Genomic DNA, 21,797 nt, shown 5'->3' with positions numbered 1-21,797 from the left:
CCGCTCGCGGGGTACACCTGCGCCGTCATCGGCACGGCTGCGCCACAGACACACCTCCGCCGCAGCCCACCGTTCCACGTCGCACCCAATGCAAGGAGGAACAGATGAGCCCCGCCCTCGCCCACCGCTGCCTGCCCCGCAGGAGTCTATTCAAGCTCGCAGGTGGTGCCGTCACCGCCGGTGCGCTGCTGGGCACGAGCGGCTGCGGGCTCCTCGGTGGCTCGCAGGCGGAAAGCGGCGGCAACGGCCAGGTGGAGAAGGCGAACCTGCGCGTCGGCGCGCTGCCGATCAACGACCTGGCCCCACTGCACCTGGCCGTCCGCAACGGCTACTTCCAGCAGGAGGGCCTGACCATCGAGATCGTCAACGCCCCGGACGGCAGCGCCGCGCTGAACAGCACCATCGGCGGCGACTACGACATCACCTACAGCAGCTACGTGCCGTTCTTCGCCGCCCAGGCCAGCGGTGCGGCGTTGCTGAAGATCGTCGCGGACTGCGCGGCGGCCGCGCCGAACGCCACGATGATCATGACCTCGCCGAACTCCGGGGTGCGTACCCCGCAGGACCTCGAAGGCAAGACGATCGCCATCAGCGGCCCCAACACCATCACCGAACTGCTGGTCAAGGCCACCCTGAACGCCTACGGCGTGAACTACTCCAAGGTGAAGCTCTCGCCGACCCCGTTCATCACCATGCCCGCCGCGCTGCAGCAGCGCCGGGTCGACGCCGCGATCGTCACCGAGCCGTTCCTCACCCTGGCCGCCCGCGACGGCGGCGCGGTGCCGGTCGTCGACACCGCCACCGGACCGCTGGAGGACCTGCCGCTGACCGGCTACGGGGCGACCGCGAAGTTCTGCGAGGAGCACCCCAAGACCATCGCGGCGTTCCAACGGGTAATGGACCGCGCCGTCGCCGAGGCGCAGGACCGCAGCAAGATCGAGCCGCTGCTGCCGGAGTTCGCCAAGATCGACAAGGAGACCGCGGCGATCATCACGCTGCTGAAGTTCAACTCCCGGGCCGACGCCACCCGGTTGCAGCGGGTGCCGCGCCTGATGAAGGAGTTCGGGTTCATCAACACCGACATCGACGTCGCGAGCATGATCGTGGCCCCGCCACAGGCCTGACGTTTCCGCTGATCACGAGGCCGCGATCCCCTGGGGTCGCCATACTCCGTGATCCCCTGGGGTCGCCATACCCGGAGGACTCGCGGTCCCGCTCGGGCATGGCACCGGCGCGCTGGTGCAGACGACATTCGGTGTTCCCTCGAATTGTCCAGCAGAATTCGACTCTCCGTCACGATTCTGTCCGGACATTGGTCCGCGTGTCGTGAATCACGCGGCTCATCGTGGGACGAGTGGCAACGAGCTATTTACGCCTGGTTGTCGCGTGTGATCCGAGCTTCTACAGTTCGGGGGCACCAAACCCCGCCACCGCACCGGGAGGAAAGACGCAGCGCCGCCGAGTCCCCGCACCACCGGCCCGGCGTCGTTGCACGCCCCGCTAGTCCGCCGCTAGTCCTCCCGGGTCAACACCGCGACGACGCCGTCCACCCGCAGGCACGACCCGCGACGGCCGCCATCGCACGACCCGCACTCCGCTCCCGGCGCACGGCACAACGGAAAACGCGCACCCGCACGCACCCCGATGCCAGGAGGATCCACATGAGTCCCCGTCCCCGCGCCCTTCCCCGCCGAGGTCTGTTGAAACTGGCCGGCGGGATGGTCACGGCAGGCGCCCTGATGGGCACCAGCGGTTGCGGACTCCTAGGTGGATCGGAGGACAGGCAGGGCGGCAACGCCCAGGTCGAGAAGGCGAACCTGCGGATCGGCGGGCTGCCCACCAGCGAACTCGCACCGCTGCACCTGGCGGTGCGCAGCGGCCACTTCCAGCGCGAGGGCCTCACCGTCGAGATCATCAACGCGCCAGACGGCGGCACCGCGCTGACCAGCACCATCGGCGGCGACTACGACATCACCTTCAGCAGCTACGTGCCCATATTCGCCGCCCAGGCCAAGGGTGGCACCAAACTGAAGATCGTCGCGGACTGCGCGTCGAGCACGCCGAACACCTGCATGATCATGGCTTCGCCGGCCGGCGGCGTGCACAGCCCGCAGGACCTCGCGGGGAAGAAGATCGCGATCAGCGGCGCCGGGACCATCTCCGAGCTGATGGTGAAGGCCTCGATGAAGGCCAACGGCGTGGACTACAGCAAGGTCCAGTGGATGCCGCTCGGCTTCCCCAACATGCCCAACGCGCTGAAGACCGACCAGGCCGACGCGGCGTTCGTCGTCGAACCATTCCTGACGCTCTCCGCCCGCGACGCCGGCGCCATCCCGGTGGTGGACACCGCGACCGGTCCGCTGGAGGACCTGCCGCTGGGCGGCTACGTCTCGACCGCCAAGTTCGCCGACGAGAACCCGAAGACCGTGGCAGCTTTCCAGCGGGCCATGGACAGCGCGGTGGCCGAGGCCCAGGACCGCAGCAAGATCGAGCCGCTGCTGCCGCAATTCGCCAAGATCGACAAGGAGACCGCGGCGATCATCACCCTGCTGAAGATGAACTCCCGCGCCGACGCAACCCGCCTCCAGCGGATTCCGCGTCTGATGCTGGAATTCGGCTATATCCGCAACGACGTCGACGTGGCGAGCATGATCGTTGCTCCGCCGCAGAGCTGACTCGGGGAAATGACCAGAACACTCCGGGGATTGGTCGGTCTGCTGGGCTTCCTCATCGTGTGGGAAGCCTTCAGCCGATCAGGAATCGTCCCCCAGCAATACTTCCCACCACCGTCCACAGTGCTCGCCCAGTTCGCCGAACTGCTCGGCGACCGCTCCTTCCTGCTCGACCTGATCGCCACCGTGCTGGCGTGGGCGATCGCGCTGAGCATCTCGATCGCCATCGCGGTGCCCGCCGGGCTGCTGCTCGGCAGCGTCCGCTGGGTCCGGGTGGCCACCCGGGCGATCATCGAGTTCCTCCGGCCGATCCCTTCGGTGGCGCTGATCCCGCTGGCAATCGTGCTGGTCGGAGCTGGTCCGGAAACCAAGATCACGCTCGCGGTGTACGCCTCGGTGTGGCCGATCCTGTTCAACACCATCTACGCGCTGGACGAGATCGACCCGGTCATGGTGGATACCGCGCGCTCCTTCGGGTTGGGCCGCGGTCGGGTGATGTTCACCGTGGCGCTGCCGAACGCGGCGCCGTTCGTGCTCACCGGCATCCGGATGTCCGCTGCGGTGGCGCTGATCCTGGTGGTCAGCACCGAGTTCCTGGCCGGCGGCGCCAGCGGCCTCGGCACCTTCGTGCTCGGCGCGAGCACCGGCGCGGGCCGGATGGACCTGGTGCTGGCGGGCACGCTGGTCGCCGGGATCGTCGGCTACCTCATCAACGAGGCACTGGAACTGGTGCACAAGCGCGGCTTCCGGTGGAGCGCGGTCGATCGGGAGGCGGCATGATCAGGATGCGCGGATTCCTGCAGCGCTGGGTGGTCTTCATCATCGCGATCGTGGTGTGGGAACTGCTCACCCGCGTCGCGCAGAGCGCGTTCTTCCCGCCCCCGACGCAGATCGTCGGCACCGCGGTGGAGAAGTGGTTCAGCGGACCGGCTTCGTCGCTGTTCCTGACCGACGAGGCTTTCTCGGACATGCTGGCCAGCCTCGGGCGGATCGCCGTGGGCTGGCTCATCGCGGTGGTGCTCGGCGTCGCGCTCGGCACCCTCCTCGGCCGGTCCCGCACCGCGCTGGACTACTTCGGACCGCTGATGGCGTTCATGCGGGCCATCCCGCCGCCGGTGCTGGTGCCGGTCTTCCTGGTGCTGCTGGGCATCGGCGCGCAGATGCAGATCACCGTGATCGTCTTCGGCGTGATTTGGCCGATCCTGCTGAACACCGTCGACGGCGTCCGCTCCGTGGACCAGGTCAAGGTGGACACCATCCGGTCGTTCCGCATCCCCCGCTCGCACTGGGTGTTCGGGGTGGTGCTGCCCGCGGCGACACCGAAGATCTTCGCCGGACTGCGGGTGAGCCTGTCGCTGGCGCTGGTGCTGATGGTCGTCTCCGAACTCGTCGGCTCCACCGACGGCATCGGCTACCGGCTGGTCTTCGACCAGCGGCAGTTCGACTTCCCCGCCATGTGGGCGGGCATCGTGCTGCTGGGCATCCTCGGATACGTCCTCAACACCCTGCTGCTCGTGGTGGAGCGCCGCGCGCTGAGCTGGCAACCGCCGCAGGCGCACCAAGTAGTCGGAGGCTGAATTCCAATGACCGAAACCAAGACCATGCTCGAAGTCTCCGGGCTCGGACACCGCTACGGCGGCGGAGAAGGTCACCAGGCCATCGCCGACCTGACGTTCCAGGTGCGCACCGGTGAACTGGCCTGCATCGTCGGCCCGTCCGGCTGCGGCAAGTCGACCATGCTGCGCTCCATCTCCGGGCTGATCAAGCCCACCGCAGGCGACGTCCGGCTGGACGGCACCCCCGTGAACGGCGTGCCGGCCGACCTGGCCGTGGTGTTCCAGGACTACAGCCGATCGCTGTTCCCCTGGCTCTCGGTGCGGTCCAACGTCGAATTCCCGTTGCGCTCCAGGGGTTTGAGCAAGGCCGAGCGGCGCAGCCGGGCCGATGAGGTGCTGGAGTGGGTGGGCTTGGGCGCCGCCGCGAAGAAGTACCCGTGGCAGCTCTCCGGCGGCATGCAGCAGCGGGTGTCGATCGCCCGCGCGCTGGCCTGCCGGCCGTCGCTGCTGCTGATGGACGAGCCGTTCGCCTCGGTGGACGCCCAGACCCGCTTCGAGCTGGAGGACCTGCTGCTGCGGGTCCGCAAGCAGTTCGACAGCACGGTCCTGCTGGTCACCCACGACATCGACGAAAGCATCTACCTGGCGGACCGGGTGTTCGTGCTGTCGAAGTCCCCGGCGTCGATCGTGGCGGACCTGGAGATCCCGCTCGGCGACGAGCGGGACCAGATCACCACCCGCGAGTCGGAGACCTTCGTCTATCTCCGCAGCGAGGTGGCCCGCCTCCTCGACGTCCGCAGCGCCCAAGTTTCGGTGGCGGCAGCGGCGGAGAAGTCCGACGAGTCCACTGTGGACGGTTCGGCGAAGTCCACGGCGAAGCAGTGGACGGAGCCCGAGAAGGCGGAGGCCGAGAAGGCCGACGCCCACAACTGACGCAATCCGGCTGAAGGGCACCTTTGACCGGCAAAGTCGGCAACCGACAAAGTCGGCCGGAGGTGCCCTTCACTTCAAAGCGACCGGGCAATCCCATGGCGCTGTTCTCCCTCGCAAAGATCCTCAACGACTCGTCCATTCCGGACGAGCTACGCAAGCTGACCACCCACGAGGCGGACAAGCTGATCGCCGACCTCCAGCGATGACGCCCTTCAAGCCTTGATCAGCTTTCGGCAGCGGCGAATCGCCGAGTCGCTGAGGGCCGGCTCAGTCGCGGCGGCGAGGTCGCGTAGATGATCGGCGCTGCTGGTGCCGACGGCCACGAGTCGAGCCGCCGTTGCCGCCTCGCAGTAACTGATGCCGCCTCGGCGTTGCGCGCGTTTGCGGGCACTGGCGTAGGTAGCGGCCTTGCAGTAATGGCACCCCTGGTTCCATGCGGTAATTTCGTGGTGTGTTCGCGGTTTGGGAAGCGGCCGGACGGTGCGTCGGGGGGCTTTCACTCCGCCCGGCCGCACGACTCGATGCCGCCGCGAGTGGGGGAGGTCGCGGCATCGAGCCGGGTCTTTAGATCTCGCGAAGGCGCTGGATGATTCGGTCTCTGAGCTGTTGGTCGATCGGGGGCCTGGTGATCGGCTCGTTGAACCAATACGCGCGGTTCTCGGTTGTCAGGGTGTTGTCGGGCTCGCATACGACAGGTGTGCCGTCTGGCCAGTACATCGGTGAGGTCATGTCGGCCAGCCCTTCATTTCTTTGAGCAGTGTGTTGCAGTCCTGGCATGTCTTTGCATTTATCCAGTCCATTTCGGACGGTTGGGCAAGGGAGAAAATGTTGCCGCAGAACGCATCACCGGCCGTGCCTGAGTCGAGGCGGGTACCGGCAAAGGCGTGGCGTGTAAGGCCGTAGTCGCTGGACTCGTCGGGTACTGGCAGCCAGAAGTAGCGCTGTGAAGTTCCTGCTTCAAACATGAGAGTTCCTGTCATCCCTCGCCGCTATCAGGACGCCCGAGGGTGGGGCCGGTCTTCGCGGGAGGAACGAACCGGCCTCACCATGCCGCCGCGCGCCACGTCGAACACCAAAGGCGTGTCGCGTCGGGCAGAGGTAACTCGATGCCGTAGGTCGCAGACCACAAGAGGACGTCAATGGTGGTGCCAGGCATGCGAATCCCCTTCAAGCTCGTGGACCGGAAGGTCCGCACCGGGGTCATACGCCTGGGTGTGCGCTGGTACTGCGATGATCACGCGATCCCTATCCGACACGGCACGCTCCAGATGTAAACGTTATCTAGTGCGTAGGATGTCCAATACGTGCCTGTAAACGGAACAGTAACACCCTTAGTCACATCGGGTGATCTACACGACTACGAGCAACGTTAGGATGTGTGCCATGTCTGTTAACGCAGGTAGGCCTTGCGCAAGGGCTCTTTGCGCCGCCCTGCGTGCTGCGCGCGAGGCAAGCAGCCTCGGGGTTCGCGAGCTGGCGAGAGCGGTTGACCTGTCACCAGTGCAGATATCGCAATATGAACGCGGTGAGCGTATTCCCGGCGAAGCGCGAACCGGAGTAATTCTTGGTGCACTAAAGGTTTCATCGAGCGAGCAAAATCGGATTCTCGCATTGGTGCGCGCCGCGAAAGAACCGAACTGGCTCACTGTTGGCGTTAATGGCGTTCCACAACAGTTGGATATGCTGACGGAACACGAGCGGGCGGCATCCGGGATTACTCATTGGGAACCGTTGGTCATTCCCGGACTGCTGCAAACTCCTGACTACACGCGCTCAATCAAGGAAGCGGGCGGTTTGCAGCATGAGGAAATCGGCGTCCGTTTGGTGGTCAATGCTGGCAGGCGCGATGTAGTTACAACGGTGTCCAAGCCTGTCAACTATGAGGCTATCATTGGCGAAGCGGCGCTGCTGTCCCCAATCGCATGTAACGCCGTCATGGCAGACCAACTTCGGCACATTATCGACGACGCAAAACGGTCTAACGTTGCAGTCCGGGTCATGCCCGAAAAAACATCATGGCATCCCGGCTTGTCAGGTCCGTTTGTTTTCTTCACGTATCCTGATGCGCCCCCGCTTGTATATCTCGAACACCACAGTTCAGGCGCATGGGTTAGCCAGGACTACGACATCGAAGAATACGCCAAGGCTATCGATTGGATGCGTAGGACCACGCTCGATCCAGAAAAGTCGCTCGAACGTATTGAAAAATTGGCGGAAGTATGGGAGGTCTCACCGTGATCGAGTATCATTGGCGGAAATCTAGCTACTCGCACCAAAATGGCGCATGTGTTGAATTAGCGACCACGTTAGACCGCGTCCGAGATTCCAAAGACCCGAATGGTCCGATGCTGAACGTTGATGTGCCAAGTTTCGTTCGTGCGGTAAAGGACGGGCGTTTCGATCGCTGAATAGAACAATGATGCCCCGGTATCTGGTACCGGGGCATCATTGTGTCGGCTTCGCTGCGGCAGTAGTACGCGTACGGCAGTAACGATAGCTTGGTGGTGCGTTCAGCTTCCAGTGGGAGCGCCGTCGTTTCGTGCAGCCTGGCATGGGCGTGTCAACGAGACTCATCCGCATCCTGACAGTGTCATAGATCGCAAACTTCGCGCGCAGCCTGTACTTCCGACACCTCTCAGTGTTTACCATGAGATTAGCTCCACCCGAACCAATCTGTCTACAATGGACTTGTTCCTGCGTTTCTGCTACACAGAAGATCACAGACATGGACGCCTCGATCAAAATGGCAGCCTCGGCGTTGGGCTGCAAGGCTTGCAAAATATCGATCAAGGAATCCCCATGGCTGACTACTTGACCTACGTCTGGCGCCCGGTCACGGGCGCCCGTCACGCGTTTCCCATCGCAGCAACGAAAGCTCCGCGCGAGGAGCGGGTGTAGGCGTTCTGTGGGGCGGAAGCGGGCGCGGCGGAGCTGCACAACAGGTCCGAAGTGGACTGGCTTCGGGAGGACACCTGCATGCGCTGCTGGCACACCCTCACCGCCCGCCTGTGATCACCCGGGGACGGCGCAATTTCGCGAGAAATTGACCGTCACCCGGGTGAACGTCAATTTCTCGCGAAATTGACACCCCTCGCCCAACCGAAGGAGAACCACCGATGTTCTGGATCCAGCTCAGCACGTTCGTCCTGTTCAACCTGCTGGTCCTCGCCATGCTCGCCACCCAGTTGACCACTAGAACCATCGCGTTCTCCACGGCCCAGCAAGCCGGAGGCGGCGAAGGCGCTTACACGGTCTGGCACCTCAGAGCCGACATCGAAGCCGAGAACCGCAACGAAGAACACCGGGCGGAACAAGAACATCTCCACATACCACCGGGATTCCCCACCACAGACCCCGACGCCCCGACGACTTCGACGAGCCCACGACCATCAGGCGTGAACGGCCTGGGCAGGTGGAACGCCAAGTCAGTACAGGTAGCGCTGGCCCGGGTCGACCCTGACGTGCAGGAGGGTCGGTCCGGCCCGGCCCGCGAACTCCTCCACGAGGGCCGCGTCCAGCTCCGCCGGGGACTGGACCAGCTTGGTCCGGCAGCCCAGGCCGGTGGCCAGCGCGGCGAAGTCGATGCCGCCGAGATCCACGCCGGGTAGCTTGCTGCCGCCCGCCGCCTCGCCCAGCACCGCCACCGCCGCGTACCGCGAGTTGTCCATGATCACGAACGTGACGGGAGCGTGCTCCCGGACCGCGGTCCACACCGACTGGATCCCATACATGCTGGAACCGTCGCCGATCAGCGCGACCGTGCGCCGCGTCGGGTCCGCCATCGCCACCCCGACGGCCGCGCCGATGCCGTAGCCGAGCGCGCCGGAGAATCCGGTGAAGAACCCGCCATCGGTGGACCGGATCGGGAAGTGCTCGTGCAGGTCGTTGCGGTGGCTGGGGGTTTCCTCCACCACAGCCGCGTCCGCGGGCAGCGCCCCGGCGATCGTGTCGAAGACGTAGGCGGCGGTCATCGGCGTGGACGCGGCCGGTTTCGGCGGCCGCCGGTAGGTCGTCGGCGCGCTTCGCTGCTGCGCCTCGACCTTCTCGTTGACTTGCCGCACAGAATGCGCCAGCGTGCCCAGCACGCCGCGCCCCTCCCGGGCCCGGCCGAGCACCTGCGGATCGTCATGCACCAGGAAGAGCTCGGGCAGCTCGACTTCGCTCTCGCCGCGGTACACGTGGTAGGTGAACGCTGGCGCGCCCCACACCACGACGAGGTCGTGCCCGGCGAGCTCAGCGGTCAGCAACCGCTGCTCGGGCTGCAGGAAACCGGCGAACTGCGGGTGGTCCTCGGGGAACGAGCAGCGCGGCGACATCGGCGCCACGTAAACAGCCGCCTGCGCCTTCTCCGCCAGGTCGACGAGGTCCTCGACGACGCCGTCGGCGTCCACCGCCGGGCCGACGACGAACGCCGGGCGCTCGCAGCTCCGCAGCGCCTCGGCGAGGTCGGCGACGACGGCCGGGTCCGGGGCGGAACCGGGGGTGCGCGGCCGGGCCGTCACCGGCACGCCCGGCTCGTCCCAGTCGTCGGCCGGGATCGACACGAAAACCGGGCCGTACGGCGGGGTCGTCGCCAGCTGGTAGGCGCGCACCAGGGCCGCGGGGACGTCCGCCGCGCGGGCCGGCTCGTAGCTCCATTTCACGTACGGCTTGGGGAAATCGGCGGCGTCGGTGGCACCGAGAAACGGCTCGTCGAACATCAGGGTGCGGGTCTGCTGCCCGGCCGTCACGATCATCGGCGTCCGGTTGCGGTACGCGGTGAAGATCGCGCCGAGCGCGTGCCCCACGCCGCCGGCGGAGTGCAGGTTGACCAGCACCGGCTCCCGGCGGGACTGCGCGTAACCGTCGGCCATCGCGACGACCACTGACTCCTGCAGGCCGAGCACGTAGCGGAAATCGTCCGGCCACCCGGTCAGGAACGGCACCTCGGTCGTACCCGGGTTACCGAACACCGTGGTCAGCCCGAGTTCTCGCATCAGACCCCGGGTGATGTCACGGATCGTGTGGTCTTCGCTGCGCATCGAAGCCCTCCCTCATCGTGCGAGCACCCCCGTTCACCTGCGGGGTTGCCCAGACACGACATCACATCGAGGGCAGCGGAACCAGATCGCGTTGGTCACTGAGCGGACGGCACGGTGCACACCGTTCGCGCCGGATCGGGGTAGATCGCCGTCCGGCTCGTCCCGGGCGGGCAAACCGCCGCGCCGCCGGTGTTCGACGTCACCCCGGTGACCCGCTCGTTTCGCGCCCGGTTCGTCGCAGCGCACCCTGGTCTCGATACCGGCCACCGGGACGCGCAGGCAGTCGCCGACCTCCGGAAACGATCTAGGTCGGGCAAACCTAGTCGAGACGACGGGCCCGCCACGGCCGATCAGCGGAAATGGCCCGATTTACCGGAAATCCGGGGTCGTGAGTGCGACCGGGCACGGGGACAGGGCCCGGGTACAGGGGTGCCGGGCCCGGTCGCACACTCACGACCGCTCAGGCACCCTGGACGTCACCGAAGCAGACGGTGCGGTCCGCGAAGACGTAGTAGCCCTCGCCCTGCGCACAGGCGATCTTCGGGTCGGTGCTGTTGGCTACCTCGGTCACCTGGTCGTCTGCCGTGCTGCAGTCGATCTTCAGCGGCAGGACGTCGACGGAGTCGTTGAACCCCGTGAGGCAGTCGCCCGCCTTGACGTCCAAGACGATGCAGTAGGTCTTGCTGCCGGTGACGTTGCTGTAGTTGTCCCCGCACACCGAGTGGTCGGTGCCGCGCTGGACGTCGACGATCTCGTAGTCCGAGTCCGCGGAACCGCAGGTCGCGGCGTTCATGTCGCCGCCCTTCTCGCTGAGCAGGTCGACGCAGTTGCCGACCGCGAACTGGCTGCTGGAGCTGGTGCTCGTGCTGGAGCTCGTGCTGCCGGTGCCGGTCGGACTGCTGCTGGTCGTGCTGCCGGCGTTGTGGCTGGTGTTGCTGCCGCCGTTGCTGTTCACGACCACCAGGATGATCGTCACCACGATGCCGATGACCACCACCGCACCGGCGCCGGCCAGGGCGACGATGAGCCCGGTGCGGCTCTTCTTCGGCGGCATCGGGGGCTGGTTTCCCGCGACGTGGCGCCAGAAGTCGTCCGAGCCGTTCTGCGGCGGGTACTGGCCCGACGGGTACGACCCCGAGGGGTACTGGCCCGACTGCCCACCGTACGGTCCGGACTGCGCTCCGTACGGATCTTGCGGTGGATAACTCACTGCTCCTCCGGTTTTCTGTTCGCAACGAGCAATTTAGCCGAGTTACCCCCACCAACAGTGCCCGATCGGGTGATCGCGGCAATGGTGGAACACGCAGCGGAAGCACGCGATCACCGTTCGCAGCACGCCCGCGTCCCCGCGCCGGTTGCCCGGTGCTTTCCAAAGTTCTTCCCAGAAACGCGGTCGAGACTCGGCGACGTGCGATCGATTCGGCGCGGGACACGGGCGGGCGACGCGCAGTGGTGGCTCCTGGCCCTGCTGGCGCTCAACGCGATGTGGGTGGTCGACCTCTTCATGCTCGGCGGCGAGGCGGGCGTGCTGGCCGGTCCGCAGGGCCTGGTGCTGGCGCTGGGCCGGTTGACCGGTCTCGGCGGTGCGTTGGTGCTGGTGCTGCAGCTGGTGCTCATCGCGCGGGTGCCCTGGCTGGAACGACGGCTGGGCATGGACCGGCTCACGAGCTGGCACCGGTGGACGGGCAGCTGGGTCCTCTGGCTGGTGCTCGCGCACGTCATGCTGATCACGGTCGGGTACGCCGAGCAGGACGGCAGCCCGGTGCTCCCGGAGTTCGCATCGCTGGTGCTCGAAACCCGGGACGTGCTGCTGGCCGCGGCGGGCACGCTCCTGCTCGTCGTGGTCGGCGCCACCTCCGCGCAGGCCGCTCGACGGCGGATGCGGTACGAGACCTGGCACCTCCTGCACCTCGGGGCCTACCTGGCCGTCGTGCTCGGCTTCCTACACCAGGTGACGATCGGCAACGACTTCGCCGCCAACCCGATCGGCCGGGCCTACTGGTGGACCCTCTACGGCGCGGCCCTCGGCGCGGTGCTGGTGTTCCGGTTCCTGCTGCCGATCTGGCGGATGGTGCGGCACGACACCCGGGTGGTGGCGGTGGTCCCGGAAGGCCCGGACGTGGTGTCGGTCCACATCGGCGGTCGTCGGCTGGACCGGCTGCCCGCGCGGGCCGGCCAGTTCTTCCTGTGGCGGTTCGTCGCCAAAGGCCTTTGGACGCAAGCCCATCCGTACTCGCTGTCGGCCATGCCGAACGGGAAGACGCTGCGCATCACGGTGAAAGCGCTCGGCGACGGCAGCGCCGCGCTGCGCAACCTGCGGGTGGGAACGCGGGTCCTCGCCGAAGGCCCCTACGGCGCGTTCACCGCCGAGCAGTGCACCCATCGCGGTGTCCTGCTGATCGGCGGCGGGGTCGGGGTGACGCCGATCCGCGCGCTGCTGGAGGAATTCTCCCGAACCCGCAACGACGTCGTGGTGCTCTACCGCGTCCGCGATCGGCAGGACGCGGTGCTGGTCTCGGAGTTGCAGTGGCTGGCGAAGCGGGTCGGGGCCCGGCTGCACGTCGTGATCGGTCCCGCGACCGCGGTCGGCCGCCATGGACCGATCATGGGCCCGCAGCACATCGCCGCCCTGGTGCCGGGTGTCCAGCACCGAGACGTCTTCCTCTGCGGTCCGCCCGGCATGACCGACACGGTCCTCGGCGCCCTGCGCGACCTCGAAGTACCCCGGGACCAGTGCCACACCGAACGATTCGCCTTCGCGGCCTGAGGAGTGATGACATGCGACGTTTCGTCGTGATCCTGGCCCTCGCGATCGCGGGTTCGCTCCCGCTGTTGCGCTACCAGCCGGACACCGGCGCGGCGACGCGCGCGGCGCCCGCCCCGCAGCCCGCCGCACCTTCGACTCCACCCCAGGCAGGGACCGCTCCCCCGGGACCGGGCAAGTCCGTCGACGGCTCGCTGGTGCGGACCGAGTACGGGCCCTACCAGGTGCGGGTGGTGTTCACCGGCACCACGATCACCGACGTCCAGCTGATCACCGAGCCCGCCGACCGGCGCAGCAGGCGGATCGCCGGCGGCGCCGCTCCGACGCTGCGGCAGGAGGCGCTGCGGGCGCAGAGCGCGAAGCTCGACGCGGTGTCCGGTGCCACCACCACCAGCGAGGCCTACGCCGAGTCCCTGCAGGCCGCGATCGACTCCCAGGGCGGGTAGCCGTGGCGAGCGGAACGGGTTCCCACATCCGGCGCGTGGAGCACGTCATGGGCCTGCCGATTTCGATGGACGTGCGGTCGGCCCCGCCACCGGCGCTCGCCGCCGCGTCGCGGGCCTTCGACTGGCTGCGGGAGGTGGACCGCCGGTTCAGCCCCTTCCGGGAGGGCAGCGAGGTCCGGCGGTGCAGCGGCGACCGGACGCTGCCAGAGCACGCCAGCCCGGAACTCGCCGAGATCATCGATCTCTGCCTGCGCTACGAGCGGGACAGCGGCGGGGCGTTCCGCGCCTGGCTGCCGGGGCGTCCCTTCGACCCCTGCGGCGTGGTCAAGGGATGGGCGGTGCAACGGGCCGGGCTGCTGCTGCACGCGGCGGGGGCCGGCCGCTTCTGCCTCAACGCCGGCGGGGACGTCCTCGCCGTCGGCGAGCCCGAACCCGGCCGCGCTTGGCGGGTCGGCATCCGCCATCCCGAGCTCGCCCACCAGGTGTGCGCGGTGTTCGACGTGCGCGACTGCGCGGTCGCCACCTCCGGCAGCTACGAGCGCGGCGCCCACGTCGTCGATGGCCGCACCGGCCGCCCCGCGCGCGAGCTGGTGAGCCTGACCGTGCTGGCCCCCGACCTCACCACGGCCGACGCCGTCTCGACCGCCGCGTTCGCGATGGGCGTCGAGGGCATCGCGTGGGCCGCGGCCCAGCCCGGCTGCCTGGTGTTCGCCGTCGACGCCGAGCGCCGGGTGCACCGGTCTCCCCTGCTCGACGAGCCGGTGGTGACCCCGGAGCTGCTGGCGGCCTGCCGGGGCGCGACCGCTGCGCCGCGGTCGCAGCAGGAAGAATGGCCTCATGGATCCGGCCGCTGACGCACCACCGCGGCTGCTGCTGGTCGAGGACGACCCGGAGCTCGCCGAGATGCTGGCCTCGCTGCTGGGCGAGGAGGGCTACTCCGTCGACGGCGCAGCAGACGGTCAGCGCGGACTGCACCTCGGGCTCACCCGCGACTACGACCTGATCGTGCTCGATCGAGGGCTGCCCGCCCTCGAAGGCCTAGACCTGCTCACCCGCTTGCGGGCGCGGGGTGTGGCCACGCCCGCGCTGGTGCTGTCCGCGCTGGGCAACCCGGCGGACCGGGTGGCCGGGCTGGACGCGGGGGCGGAGGACTACCTGCCGAAGCCCTTCGACGTCGACGAGCTGCTCGCGCGCCTGCGGGCCCTGCGGCGCAGGCACCTCGACACCGCCCGATCCTTGCCCCTGCCGGACGGCCGCCTCGACCTCGACAGCCGGACGGTCACCGGCTCAGCGCGCCAACCGGTGCGGTTGTCGGAGCGGGAGTGCGCACTGCTCGCCCTGCTGGCGGCCCGGCCGCGACAGGTGTTCGGCCGCGACGACCTGCTGCGGCTGGTCTTCGACGGGGCCGGGAGCCCGGTCGTCGTGGACACCTACGTGCACTACCTGCGACGCAAGCTCGGCAAGCGCATCGTGGACACGGTGCGCGGCCGCGGGTACCAACTGGGGCGATCCGGGTGACGGCCCGGCAGGCGCGGTCCCCGGACGCCGCGATGCTCCGCCGGGCCCAGCTGCGCCTCGGCCTGCAAACGGCCGCGGCGGTGGCTGTCGCGATGTTGCTGCTCGCCGCGGTCACGCTCCTGGCAGTGGTGCACAACCAGCACCGGGCGCAGGACGAGCTGCTGAGCACCGCCACCGCTCGCATCGACGACGTGAGCGACCCGCCGGCCGGCGTGTGGCTGGTGGTGCGCTCGGGTGACCGCGAGCAGGTGTCCCCGGGGATGCCGCGAGGGTTGCCCGATGAAGAAACGCTGCGGCGAACCTCCCAGGACCGCGCCACGCGGTCGGCGGACGTCGTGGTGGAGGGGCGCGAGTTCTACGTCCGCACCCAGCCGCACGGGGCGGACGTCGTGCAAGCGGTGCTGAGCTTGCGCGACGCGCACGCCGAACGCATCCGCATCATCCAGGCGCTGGTCATCGCCGGAGGCGCGGGCCTGGTGCTCGCGGGCCTGGCCGGAGCGTGGCTGGGGCGGCGCGCGGTGGCACCGCTGGCGGAAGCACTAGCGCTGCAACGGCGTTTCGTCGCCGATGCGAGCCACGAGTTGCGCACCCCGTTGACGCTGTTGAGCACCCGGGCCCAGTTGGTCCGCCGTAGGCTCGGCCGAGACGCCGGCCCGGACCGCATCCGGTCCGATGTGGACGGTCTGGTCGCGGATGCCGACCGGCTCGCGACGATCCTCGAAGACCTGCTGCTGACCGCCGACCCGCGCGGCGAGATGCCCCTGCGCCCGGTGGCGCTCACCGAGCTCGCCGAGCAGGCGGTGTCCGCCGCCCGCCCGGCAGCCGAGCGGCAGGGCGTTTCGGTGCGGCTCGAAGCGCCCGGCCCGATCGAGGTCATCGGCTTCGACGCGGGCCTGCTGCGCGCGCTGAACGCGCTGTTGGACAACGCGGTCCGGCACGCGCGAGTGGACGTGCGGGTGGAGCTCAGCACCGACACGCGCTCGACGATGGTCGAGGTGGTCGACGACGGGCCCGGCATCGACCCGGCGATCTTGCCGACGTTGTTCAAGCGGTTCTCCTCGGCCCCCGGCGGCACCGAGCGCGGGACCCGGCGCTACGGCCTCGGGCTGGCGCTGGTCAGCGAGATCGCGGCACGGCACGGCGGGTCCGTCTCGGCCCGGCGCCCGGATGCCGGGGGAACCGCCCTGCGGTTGGTCCTGCCGGCCCGCTGAGCCCGCAACCGCAACCGGCGAAGCACCCCGCCACCAGTGCCCGGACGGGTGGTAGCGGCGACGGTGGAATACTGGGTGCGGAGTCCGACAGATGCCCCCGGCATCGCTGATCACCTGCGAAGAAACCGTCCGACCCGAGGGAACTGCACACCCCGCGATCGACGGCCCCCTGATCGTCCACACGGTCAATTCGGATGCACATACGAGCCCTGGTCTAGAGACCAGACAGGTCGGGGCTCCGACGGTCTCGCCGCATTACCTTTTCCGTCAGTTCGCAGCCGTATGTCGATCTCAGGCCGTTGTACGGCTGGGTCCAGCAGTTCTTGCGCCTCGCCCAGTGTCAAGTGGCATGCGAAACAGCACCCCGCACGGAACCGCGTGCACTTCACATTGCCTGAGCAGCGGCTGGGCGGACGTATTCTCATCGGAATCTTCGTCGATCATTTGGATGTTTCGACTTCGCCGGCGGTGGCGCCTTCCCCAGATCATCGTCCTTGGACGGAGGCGACGACGAGTTCGACGAGTTCCGTGACAGGAGATACTCCAGCTTGGCCAGCCTGTCACCCAGCACCTCGTTGGCCTCCACCAACTCTGAGATCTGGGTGGCCATCGCAGCGATCTGCCCATCCTGAGTAGCGATCCGGCTCGCCTGCTCACCGACGAGCACGATCAACTCGTCGCGAGACAACTCATCCGGCACCGGCACTTCACGATCACACCGCATCCGATCAACGCCGTGATCACCGGCCCCCACTTGATCACCGACTGTCAGCTCAACACTAGAACCCACACTCTCCGCGCACCCGGTGAATGTTTACGGTAAGACTCGTCGCCTGCCGTAGGCGGCACCCGGGCCGGGGAGTGCGGTCCGCGATGGTGGAATACTGGGTGCGGAGTCCGACAGGTGTCCCCGACACCGCTGATCACCTGCGAAGAAGCCGTCCGACCCGAGGGAGCTGCGCACCCGTGACCGACGGACCCCTGATCGTCCAGTCTGACAAGACCCTGCTGCTCGAGGTCGACCACGACCTCGCCGACGAGACCCGTACCGCCATCGCACCGTTCGCGGAGCTGGAGCGCGCCCCGGAGCACGTGCACACCTACCGCATCACGCCGCTCGCGCTGTGGAACGCTCGCGCCGCCGGGCACGACGCGGAGCAGGTGGTGGACGGGCTGGTGCGCTACTCGCGCTACCCCGTGCCGCAGCCGCTGCTGGTGGACATCGTCGAGACGATGGGCCGCTTCGGCCGCCTGCAGCTGGCCAACGACCCGGCGCATGGCCTCGTGCTGAACTCGCTGGACCGCGCGGTGCTGGAAGAGATCCTGCGGAACAAGAAGATCAACCCGATGCTGGGCGCCCGCATCGACGACGACACCGTGGTCGTGCACCCCAGCGAACGCGGGCGGCTCAAGCAGCTACTGCTGAAGGTCGGCTGGCCCGCCGAGGACCTCGCCGGTTACGTCGACGGCGAGGCGCATCCAATCATGCTGCAGCAGGACGGCTGGCAGCTGCGCGACTACCAGGCGCAGGCCGTGCAGTCGTTCTGGGCCGGCGGCTCGGGCGTCGTGGTGCTGCCCTGCGGCGCGGGCAAGACACTGGTCGGCGCGGCGGCGATGGCCGAGGCGCAGGCCACCACGTTGATCCTGGTCACCAACACCGTCGCCGGGCGGCAGTGGAAGCGGGAGCTGATCGAGCGGACGTCGCTGACCGAAACCGAGATCGGCGAGTACTCCGGCGAGAAGAAGGAGATCCGGCCGGTCACCATCGCGACCTACCAGGTGATCACTCGCCGCTCCAAGGGCGAGTACAAGCACCTGGAGCTGTTCGACTCCCGCGACTGGGGGCTGGTGGTCTACGACGAGGTGCACCTGCTGCCCGCGCCGGTGTTCCGGATGACCGCCGACCTGCAGTCCCGGCGGCGCCTCGGGCTCACCGCGACCCTGGTCCGCGAGGACGGCCGGGAAGGCGACGTGTTCTCGCTTATCGGGCCCAAGCGCTACGACGCGCCGTGGAAGGACATCGAGGCGCAGGGCTGGATCGCGCCCGCCGAGTGCATCGAGGTCCGGGTGACGCTGACCGACAACGAGCGGCTGGAGTACGCCACGGCCGAGGCCGACGAGCGCTACAAGATGTGCTCCACGGCGCGCACCAAGGCCCCGGTGGTCAAGGCGATCCTGGACCGGCACCCGGGCGAGCCCGCCCTGGTCATCGGCGCGTACCTGGAGCAGCTGCACGAGCTGGGCGAGGCGCTGAACGCGCCTATCGTGGAGGGTTCGACGAAGAACAAGGAGCGCGAGGCACTGTTCGACGCCTTCCGGCGCGGCGAGATCAAGCGGCTCGTGGTGTCGAAGGTGGCGAACTTCTCGATCGACCTGCCGGAGGCCTCGGTCGCGGTGCAGGTGTCCGGGACGTTCGGGTCGCGGCAGGAGGAGGCGCAGCGGCTCGGTCGGCTGCTGCGGCCGAAGGCCAAGCGCAAGCAGGCGCACTTCTACTCGGTCGTCTCGCGGGACACCCTGGACACCGACTACGCGGCGCACCGGCAGCGGTTCCTCGCCGAGCAGGGCTACGCGTACCGGATCGTCGACGCCGACGACCTGCTCGGGCCCGCCATCCCGGACGTCGGGTGACGACTTTTGGGGACGGTCAGCTGTCATCCAAAAGTGTCCGAGTTGGGTCCTGCGGCGGCTACCGTTGCGATGAACGCGCGCAACACCCGATGAGCTGCGCAGGCTCGCCGACTCGGGTGCGGCGTCCGCGGGCTCAGGCTGGGGGCGGGCTCGGGTTTGGGCGCCGGAATGAACACGGGGTGCGGGCGTCCCGCAAGACACTGGAGATCGGATGGCCACCGAGCAGGAACGTGCGGCACTGGGCGGAGCGCACCGGTTCGTCGGACTCGCGGAAAGCCTCGAACGCCACGCGGGGGCGCCGACCGGGGCCGAGCCCCCGAACGTGCACGGCACCAACCGCGGCTACGGGCTGGTGTTCTTCCACCTGGAGCAGTACCACCTGACCACGGTGATCAGCACCGGGCTGCGCTTCCAGCCGCTGGGCGCCGAACCCGCCCAGGAGCTCGCCTGCACGGTCTACAAGGAGCAGACCGAAGCCGCCCGGCACCTAGTCGACCTCACCGCCGGAGTGCTGGTGCAGCAGCGAACCCACCTGGTGCCGGACCAGATCGTGCCGAACGAGCAGCCGCTGCTGCCGGGCACCGAGTTCCACGGGGTGCTCGCCAGCGGCCACCCGCTGTTCCCGCCGGAGTTCACCAGGTTCACCGATCCGGACGGCGTGGAGCAGCTCCAGGTGTTCACGCTGCTGCCGGTGACCCTCGGCGAGCTGAACTACATCCTGGACAACGGCGTCACCGCGCTGCGCCAGCAGTGGGCGCGGTTCGAGGTGGACGTCTTCGACCTCGGCCGCCCCGGCGTGGTGTAGGTGGGAGTGCGATTTCAATGGAAATCGGACCTTCGATTTCAATGGAAATCGCACTCCGTCGGCGTGTCGTGGCCCGACACGCCGACGGATGTGGACAACTCCTTCGATTTCAATGGAAATCGGATCTCTGATTTCCATTGAAATCGCGGCGACAGCGGCCGTCGGTCGTTGCGTGCTCTTGACGCGCCGTGGCGGCTGCGTGCTCATTAGGATCGGGTCATGGCCCCTGCGACGATCGACTTGGCGGAGTTGGGCGCGGTGCGGGTGTACGCGCTGCCGATGCGCAACAAGTTCCGGGGCGTCACGGTCCGGCGAGGAGTCCTGCTGAGCGGACCGGCCGGGTGGGGTGAGTTCTGCCCGTTCGAGGACTACGACGACGCCCAGTCGGTGCCGTGGCTGCGGGCGGCGCTGGAGGCGTGCACCGAGGAATGGCCGGAGCCGGTGCGCGACCGCATCCCGGTCAACTGCACGGTGCCCGCCGTGCCGGCGGAGAAGGCCGCGGCAATCGTCGCGGCGTCCGGCTGCGGCACGGCGAAGGTCAAGATCGCCGAGCCCGGCCAGTCCCCCGGTGACGACGTCGAACGCGTAGCCGCGGTCCGCGACGCGCTTGGCCCGGACGGCGCGATCCGGGTCGACGCCAACGCCGCCTGGGACGTCGAAACGGCGATCACCCGCATCCACGAGCTGGACAAGGCGGCCGGAGGCCTGGAGTACGCGGAACAACCGTGCCCGACGATCGACGAACTCGCCGCGGTCCGCCGCCGGGTGGACGTCCGGATCGCGGCCGACGAGAGCATCCGCCGCGCCGAGGACCCGCTGCGCGTGGCGGTCGCCGGAGCGGCCGACGTCGCGATCATCAAGGCCACGCCGCTGGGCGGCGTCCGCCGCGCGCTGCGCGTCGCCGAGGCCTGCGGCCTGCCCTGCGTCGTGTCCTCCGCAGTGGAGAGCAGCGTCGGCCTCGCCGCGCAGCTCGCCCTGGCGGGCTCGCTACCCGAGCTCCCCTTCGCCTGCGGCCTCGGCACGGTGGCGCTGCTCGACGGCGACGTCGTCGCCGACTCGCTGCTGCCCGTGGACGGCCACCTGCCGGTGCTCCGCCGTCCGCCGGTGCCGGATCCTGCTCTGGTCGCGGCGGCTACGCCGCCTGCCGATGTGCAGCGGTACTGGCTCGACCGGCTCCGCCGGGTGCACGGCCTGCTCGCGGAGTCGTGAGTCCTGCGGGCCGTTACGGCTGTCTGCGGGCCGTTACGGCTGCTTGAAGGACTCACGACTCCGTTTGGAATCGGTCCGGGTGACGGCCGGGCGGTCAGGCGCGGCGGCGCCGGCGGCGCCGGATGATGCGGAACGCGAGGCCGAGGACCACGACGGCCACCGCGACCGGGGCCAGGCGCTTGAGGACCGGGGCTCCCGCCGTGCCGAGGAGGTCGATCGCCTCGTCCGACGGCGCCGCTGCGCCGGTCACCACCGCGTCCGCCTTGCGCGTGGGCTCCTCCTTGGCGGTGCTGGCGAACGTGTCGTGGCTGCCCGCCGGGGTAACCCGCCAGCTCGCCTTGCCCGCCGCGACCTTATCCTCCGCAGGCGCCGACGCCGCGGCCTTCTCCCCTGCAGGCGCCGACGCCGCGGCCTTCTCCGCGCCGCCGGATGCCGGGGCCGCAGCCTCCTTGGCCGGCGCCTCCGCCGGTTCCTCCTCGGTGAGGCGCTTCGCGAGGTTCGCCGCGAACTGATTCAGGATCTTGCCGCCGACCTCGGAGATCAGGCCGCGGCCGAGCTGCGCCGGCTTGCCGGTGACCTTCAGGTCGGTGTCCACCGTGACCGCGGTGGTGTCGCCTTCCGGCTGGAGCACAGCGGCTACCGTCGCGGCGGCGGTGCCGCTGCCGCGCGAGTCCTTGCCGCTGGCATCGATGACCACCCGGCGGGCGGCCTCGTCGACCTCCTTGAAGGTGCCGGTGCCCTTGTAGAGCAGGGTGACCGGGCCGAGCTTGACCTTGACCGAGCCGGCGAAGTCGTTGCCCTCGGCCTTGGTGAGCGTGGCGCCGGGCATGCACGGGGCGACACGCTCCGGGTCGAGCAGCGCCTTCCACGCCACGTCGACCGGCACCGGAACGCTGAACTGGTGCTGCATCTGCACTGGAGGGTCCTCCTGGTTCGACCGAGCTCGGCTCGAAAGAGCCGTCCTTCCTGAAGAAGCTGTCTCGAAGACCGCGCCAGACCTCGGGCGCCGCCTCAGCTGCGGGATACCCCGTCCA

The 21,797-nt window shown here is 68.5% G+C and carries 21 protein-coding genes; 15 read left to right on the top strand and 6 right to left on the bottom strand.

The features are described 5' to 3' along the window. Nucleotides 1-104: 104 nt before the first annotated feature. From FDZ84_RS14550 to FDZ84_RS14530, 5 genes are all read left to right on the top strand, one after another. Entirely contained in the window at nt 105-1,124 is a 1,020-nt protein-coding gene (locus tag FDZ84_RS14550) for an ABC transporter substrate-binding protein (RefSeq protein WP_168586341.1), read from the top strand. Nucleotides 1,125-1,661: 537 nt separating this feature from the next. Next, nucleotides 1,662-2,675: an ABC transporter substrate-binding protein gene (locus FDZ84_RS14545; protein WP_246869015.1), complete on the top strand. Its 1,014-nt coding sequence runs from the start codon at nt 1,662-1,664 to the stop codon at nt 2,673-2,675. A gap of 9 nt (nt 2,676-2,684) precedes the next feature. Then, entirely contained in the window at nt 2,685-3,452 is a 768-nt protein-coding gene (locus FDZ84_RS14540; protein ID WP_168586340.1) for an ABC transporter permease, read from the top strand. Next, on the top strand, nt 3,449-4,249 hold the full coding sequence (locus FDZ84_RS14535; protein WP_168586339.1) for an ABC transporter permease: 801 nt from the start codon (nt 3,449-3,451) through the stop codon (nt 4,247-4,249). Before FDZ84_RS14540 ends, FDZ84_RS14535 begins: the two co-directional genes overlap by 4 nt. A 6-nt stretch (nt 4,250-4,255) precedes the next feature. Next, nucleotides 4,256-5,161 (top strand): ABC transporter ATP-binding protein, encoded by a 906-nt coding sequence (locus FDZ84_RS14530; RefSeq protein ID WP_168586338.1) that lies wholly within the window; start codon nt 4,256-4,258, stop codon nt 5,159-5,161. A gap of 725 nt (nt 5,162-5,886) precedes the next feature. On the opposite strand, the gene FDZ84_RS14525 is transcribed toward FDZ84_RS14530, so the two are convergent. Next, nucleotides 5,887-6,126: a hypothetical protein gene (locus FDZ84_RS14525; RefSeq protein WP_168586337.1), complete on the bottom strand. Its 240-nt coding sequence runs from the start codon at nt 6,124-6,126 to the stop codon at nt 5,887-5,889. A 418-nt stretch (nt 6,127-6,544) separates the two neighbouring features. On the opposite strand from FDZ84_RS14525, the gene FDZ84_RS14520 reads away from it, so the two are divergent. Further along, nucleotides 6,545-7,399, top strand: a complete 855-nt coding sequence (locus FDZ84_RS14520) for a helix-turn-helix transcriptional regulator (protein ID WP_168586336.1) — start codon at nt 6,545-6,547, stop codon at nt 7,397-7,399. Continuing rightward, nucleotides 7,381-7,569 carry a DUF397 domain-containing protein gene (locus tag FDZ84_RS14515; RefSeq protein ID WP_371812857.1) on the top strand — a complete coding sequence of 63 codons (189 nt, stop codon included), beginning with the start codon at nt 7,381-7,383 and terminating at the stop codon, nt 7,567-7,569. Before FDZ84_RS14520 ends, FDZ84_RS14515 begins: the two co-directional genes overlap by 19 nt. 657 nt (nt 7,570-8,226) lie before the next feature. Here FDZ84_RS14515 and FDZ84_RS14505 read toward each other — a convergent pair. The 3 genes from FDZ84_RS14505 to FDZ84_RS14495 all read right to left on the bottom strand — a co-directional run bounded on the left by FDZ84_RS14505 (nt 8,227) and on the right by FDZ84_RS14495 (nt 11,392). Beyond that, nucleotides 8,227-8,481 (bottom strand): hypothetical protein, encoded by a 255-nt coding sequence (locus FDZ84_RS14505; RefSeq protein ID WP_168586334.1) that lies wholly within the window; start codon nt 8,479-8,481, stop codon nt 8,227-8,229. A gap of 105 nt (nt 8,482-8,586) precedes the next feature. After that, nucleotides 8,587-10,182, bottom strand: a complete 1,596-nt coding sequence (gene mdlC, locus FDZ84_RS14500) for a benzoylformate decarboxylase (RefSeq protein ID WP_168586333.1) — start codon at nt 10,180-10,182, stop codon at nt 8,587-8,589. Between the two features lie 460 nt (nt 10,183-10,642). After that, on the bottom strand, nt 10,643-11,392 hold the full coding sequence (locus tag FDZ84_RS14495) for a hypothetical protein (protein ID WP_168586332.1): 750 nt from the start codon (nt 11,390-11,392) through the stop codon (nt 10,643-10,645). A 198-nt stretch (nt 11,393-11,590) separates the two neighbouring features. Here FDZ84_RS14495 and FDZ84_RS14490 point away from each other — a divergent pair, with 198 nt between their 5' ends. From FDZ84_RS14490 to FDZ84_RS14470, 5 genes are read left to right on the top strand one after another with little or no spacing between them, the layout of a single operon-like run. Beyond that, nucleotides 11,591-12,949: a ferric reductase-like transmembrane domain-containing protein gene (locus tag FDZ84_RS14490; RefSeq protein ID WP_246869014.1), complete on the top strand. Its 1,359-nt coding sequence runs from the start codon at nt 11,591-11,593 to the stop codon at nt 12,947-12,949. An 11-nt stretch (nt 12,950-12,960) separates the two neighbouring features. Continuing rightward, complete coding sequence (locus tag FDZ84_RS14485; RefSeq protein ID WP_168586331.1) at nt 12,961-13,392, top strand: FMN-binding protein; 432 nt, start codon at nt 12,961-12,963, stop codon at nt 13,390-13,392. Nucleotides 13,393-13,439: 47 nt separating this feature from the next. Beyond that, the gene (locus FDZ84_RS14480) at nt 13,440-14,246 is read left to right on the top strand and encodes an FAD:protein FMN transferase (RefSeq protein ID WP_168586330.1); all 807 of its coding nucleotides are present in this window, start codon (nt 13,440-13,442) and stop codon (nt 14,244-14,246) included. Continuing rightward, nucleotides 14,230-14,910, top strand: coding sequence for a response regulator transcription factor (locus FDZ84_RS14475; protein WP_168586329.1), 681 nt, complete (start codon nt 14,230-14,232; stop codon nt 14,908-14,910). Before FDZ84_RS14480 ends, FDZ84_RS14475 begins: the two co-directional genes overlap by 17 nt. After that, nucleotides 14,907-16,121, top strand: a complete 1,215-nt coding sequence (locus FDZ84_RS14470; RefSeq protein ID WP_168586328.1) for a sensor histidine kinase KdpD — start codon at nt 14,907-14,909, stop codon at nt 16,119-16,121. Before FDZ84_RS14475 ends, FDZ84_RS14470 begins: the two co-directional genes overlap by 4 nt. A gap of 421 nt (nt 16,122-16,542) precedes the next feature. On the opposite strand, the gene FDZ84_RS14465 is transcribed toward FDZ84_RS14470, so the two are convergent. Beyond that, nucleotides 16,543-16,788: a DUF6444 domain-containing protein gene (locus FDZ84_RS14465; protein WP_168586327.1), complete on the bottom strand. Its 246-nt coding sequence runs from the start codon at nt 16,786-16,788 to the stop codon at nt 16,543-16,545. Between the two features lie 299 nt (nt 16,789-17,087). On the opposite strand from FDZ84_RS14465, the gene FDZ84_RS14460 reads away from it, so the two are divergent. The 3 genes from FDZ84_RS14460 to FDZ84_RS14450 all read left to right on the top strand — a co-directional run bounded on the left by FDZ84_RS14460 (nt 17,088) and on the right by FDZ84_RS14450 (nt 20,763). After that, nucleotides 17,088-18,749: a DNA repair helicase XPB gene (locus FDZ84_RS14460; RefSeq protein ID WP_168586326.1), complete on the top strand. Its 1,662-nt coding sequence runs from the start codon at nt 17,088-17,090 to the stop codon at nt 18,747-18,749. 211 nt (nt 18,750-18,960) lie between these two features. Further along, nucleotides 18,961-19,554, top strand: coding sequence for a suppressor of fused domain protein (locus FDZ84_RS14455; RefSeq protein WP_168586325.1), 594 nt, complete (start codon nt 18,961-18,963; stop codon nt 19,552-19,554). Between the two features lie 219 nt (nt 19,555-19,773). After that, nucleotides 19,774-20,763 carry an o-succinylbenzoate synthase gene (locus FDZ84_RS14450; RefSeq protein ID WP_168586324.1) on the top strand — a complete coding sequence of 330 codons (990 nt, stop codon included), beginning with the start codon at nt 19,774-19,776 and terminating at the stop codon, nt 20,761-20,763. A 94-nt stretch (nt 20,764-20,857) separates the two neighbouring features. On the opposite strand, the gene FDZ84_RS14445 is transcribed toward FDZ84_RS14450, so the two are convergent. Beyond that, entirely contained in the window at nt 20,858-21,679 is an 822-nt protein-coding gene (locus FDZ84_RS14445; protein WP_168586323.1) for an SRPBCC family protein, read from the bottom strand. Nucleotides 21,680-21,797 lie beyond the last annotated feature (118 nt).

The sequence above is a fragment of the Saccharopolyspora sp. ASAGF58 genome, assembly GCF_012277335.1.
In the GTDB taxonomy this organism is placed as follows: domain Bacteria; phylum Actinomycetota; class Actinomycetes; order Mycobacteriales; family Pseudonocardiaceae; genus Saccharopolyspora; species Saccharopolyspora hattusasensis.
This window is presented reverse-complemented; position numbering and strand designations above follow the sequence as displayed.

Coding starts and splice junctions, on each gene's coding strand:
- FDZ84_RS14550 (WP_168586341.1), top strand. CDS start 105: ATGAGCCCCGCCCTCGCCCACCGCTGCCTGCCCCGCAGGAGTCTATTC.
- FDZ84_RS14545 (WP_246869015.1), top strand. CDS start 1,662: ATGAGTCCCCGTCCCCGCGCCCTTCCCCGCCGAGGTCTGTTGAAACTG.
- FDZ84_RS14540 (WP_168586340.1), top strand. CDS start 2,685: ATGACCAGAACACTCCGGGGATTGGTCGGTCTGCTGGGCTTCCTCATC.
- FDZ84_RS14535 (WP_168586339.1), top strand. CDS start 3,449: ATGATCAGGATGCGCGGATTCCTGCAGCGCTGGGTGGTCTTCATCATC.
- FDZ84_RS14530 (WP_168586338.1), top strand. CDS start 4,256: ATGACCGAAACCAAGACCATGCTCGAAGTCTCCGGGCTCGGACACCGC.
- FDZ84_RS14525 (WP_168586337.1), bottom strand. CDS start 6,126: ATGTTTGAAGCAGGAACTTCACAGCGCTACTTCTGGCTGCCAGTACCC.
- FDZ84_RS14520 (WP_168586336.1), top strand. CDS start 6,545: ATGTCTGTTAACGCAGGTAGGCCTTGCGCAAGGGCTCTTTGCGCCGCC.
- FDZ84_RS14515 (WP_371812857.1), top strand. CDS start 7,381: ATGGGAGGTCTCACCGTGATCGAGTATCATTGGCGGAAATCTAGCTAC.
- FDZ84_RS14505 (WP_168586334.1), bottom strand. CDS start 8,481: ATGTTCTTGTTCCGCCCGGTGTTCTTCGTTGCGGTTCTCGGCTTCGAT.
- mdlC (WP_168586333.1), bottom strand. CDS start 10,182: ATGCGCAGCGAAGACCACACGATCCGTGACATCACCCGGGGTCTGATG.
- FDZ84_RS14485 (WP_168586331.1), top strand. CDS start 12,961: ATGCGACGTTTCGTCGTGATCCTGGCCCTCGCGATCGCGGGTTCGCTC.
- FDZ84_RS14480 (WP_168586330.1), top strand. CDS start 13,440: ATGGGCCTGCCGATTTCGATGGACGTGCGGTCGGCCCCGCCACCGGCG.
- FDZ84_RS14475 (WP_168586329.1), top strand. CDS start 14,230: ATGGATCCGGCCGCTGACGCACCACCGCGGCTGCTGCTGGTCGAGGAC.
- FDZ84_RS14455 (WP_168586325.1), top strand. CDS start 18,961: ATGGCCACCGAGCAGGAACGTGCGGCACTGGGCGGAGCGCACCGGTTC.
- FDZ84_RS14450 (WP_168586324.1), top strand. CDS start 19,774: ATGGCCCCTGCGACGATCGACTTGGCGGAGTTGGGCGCGGTGCGGGTG.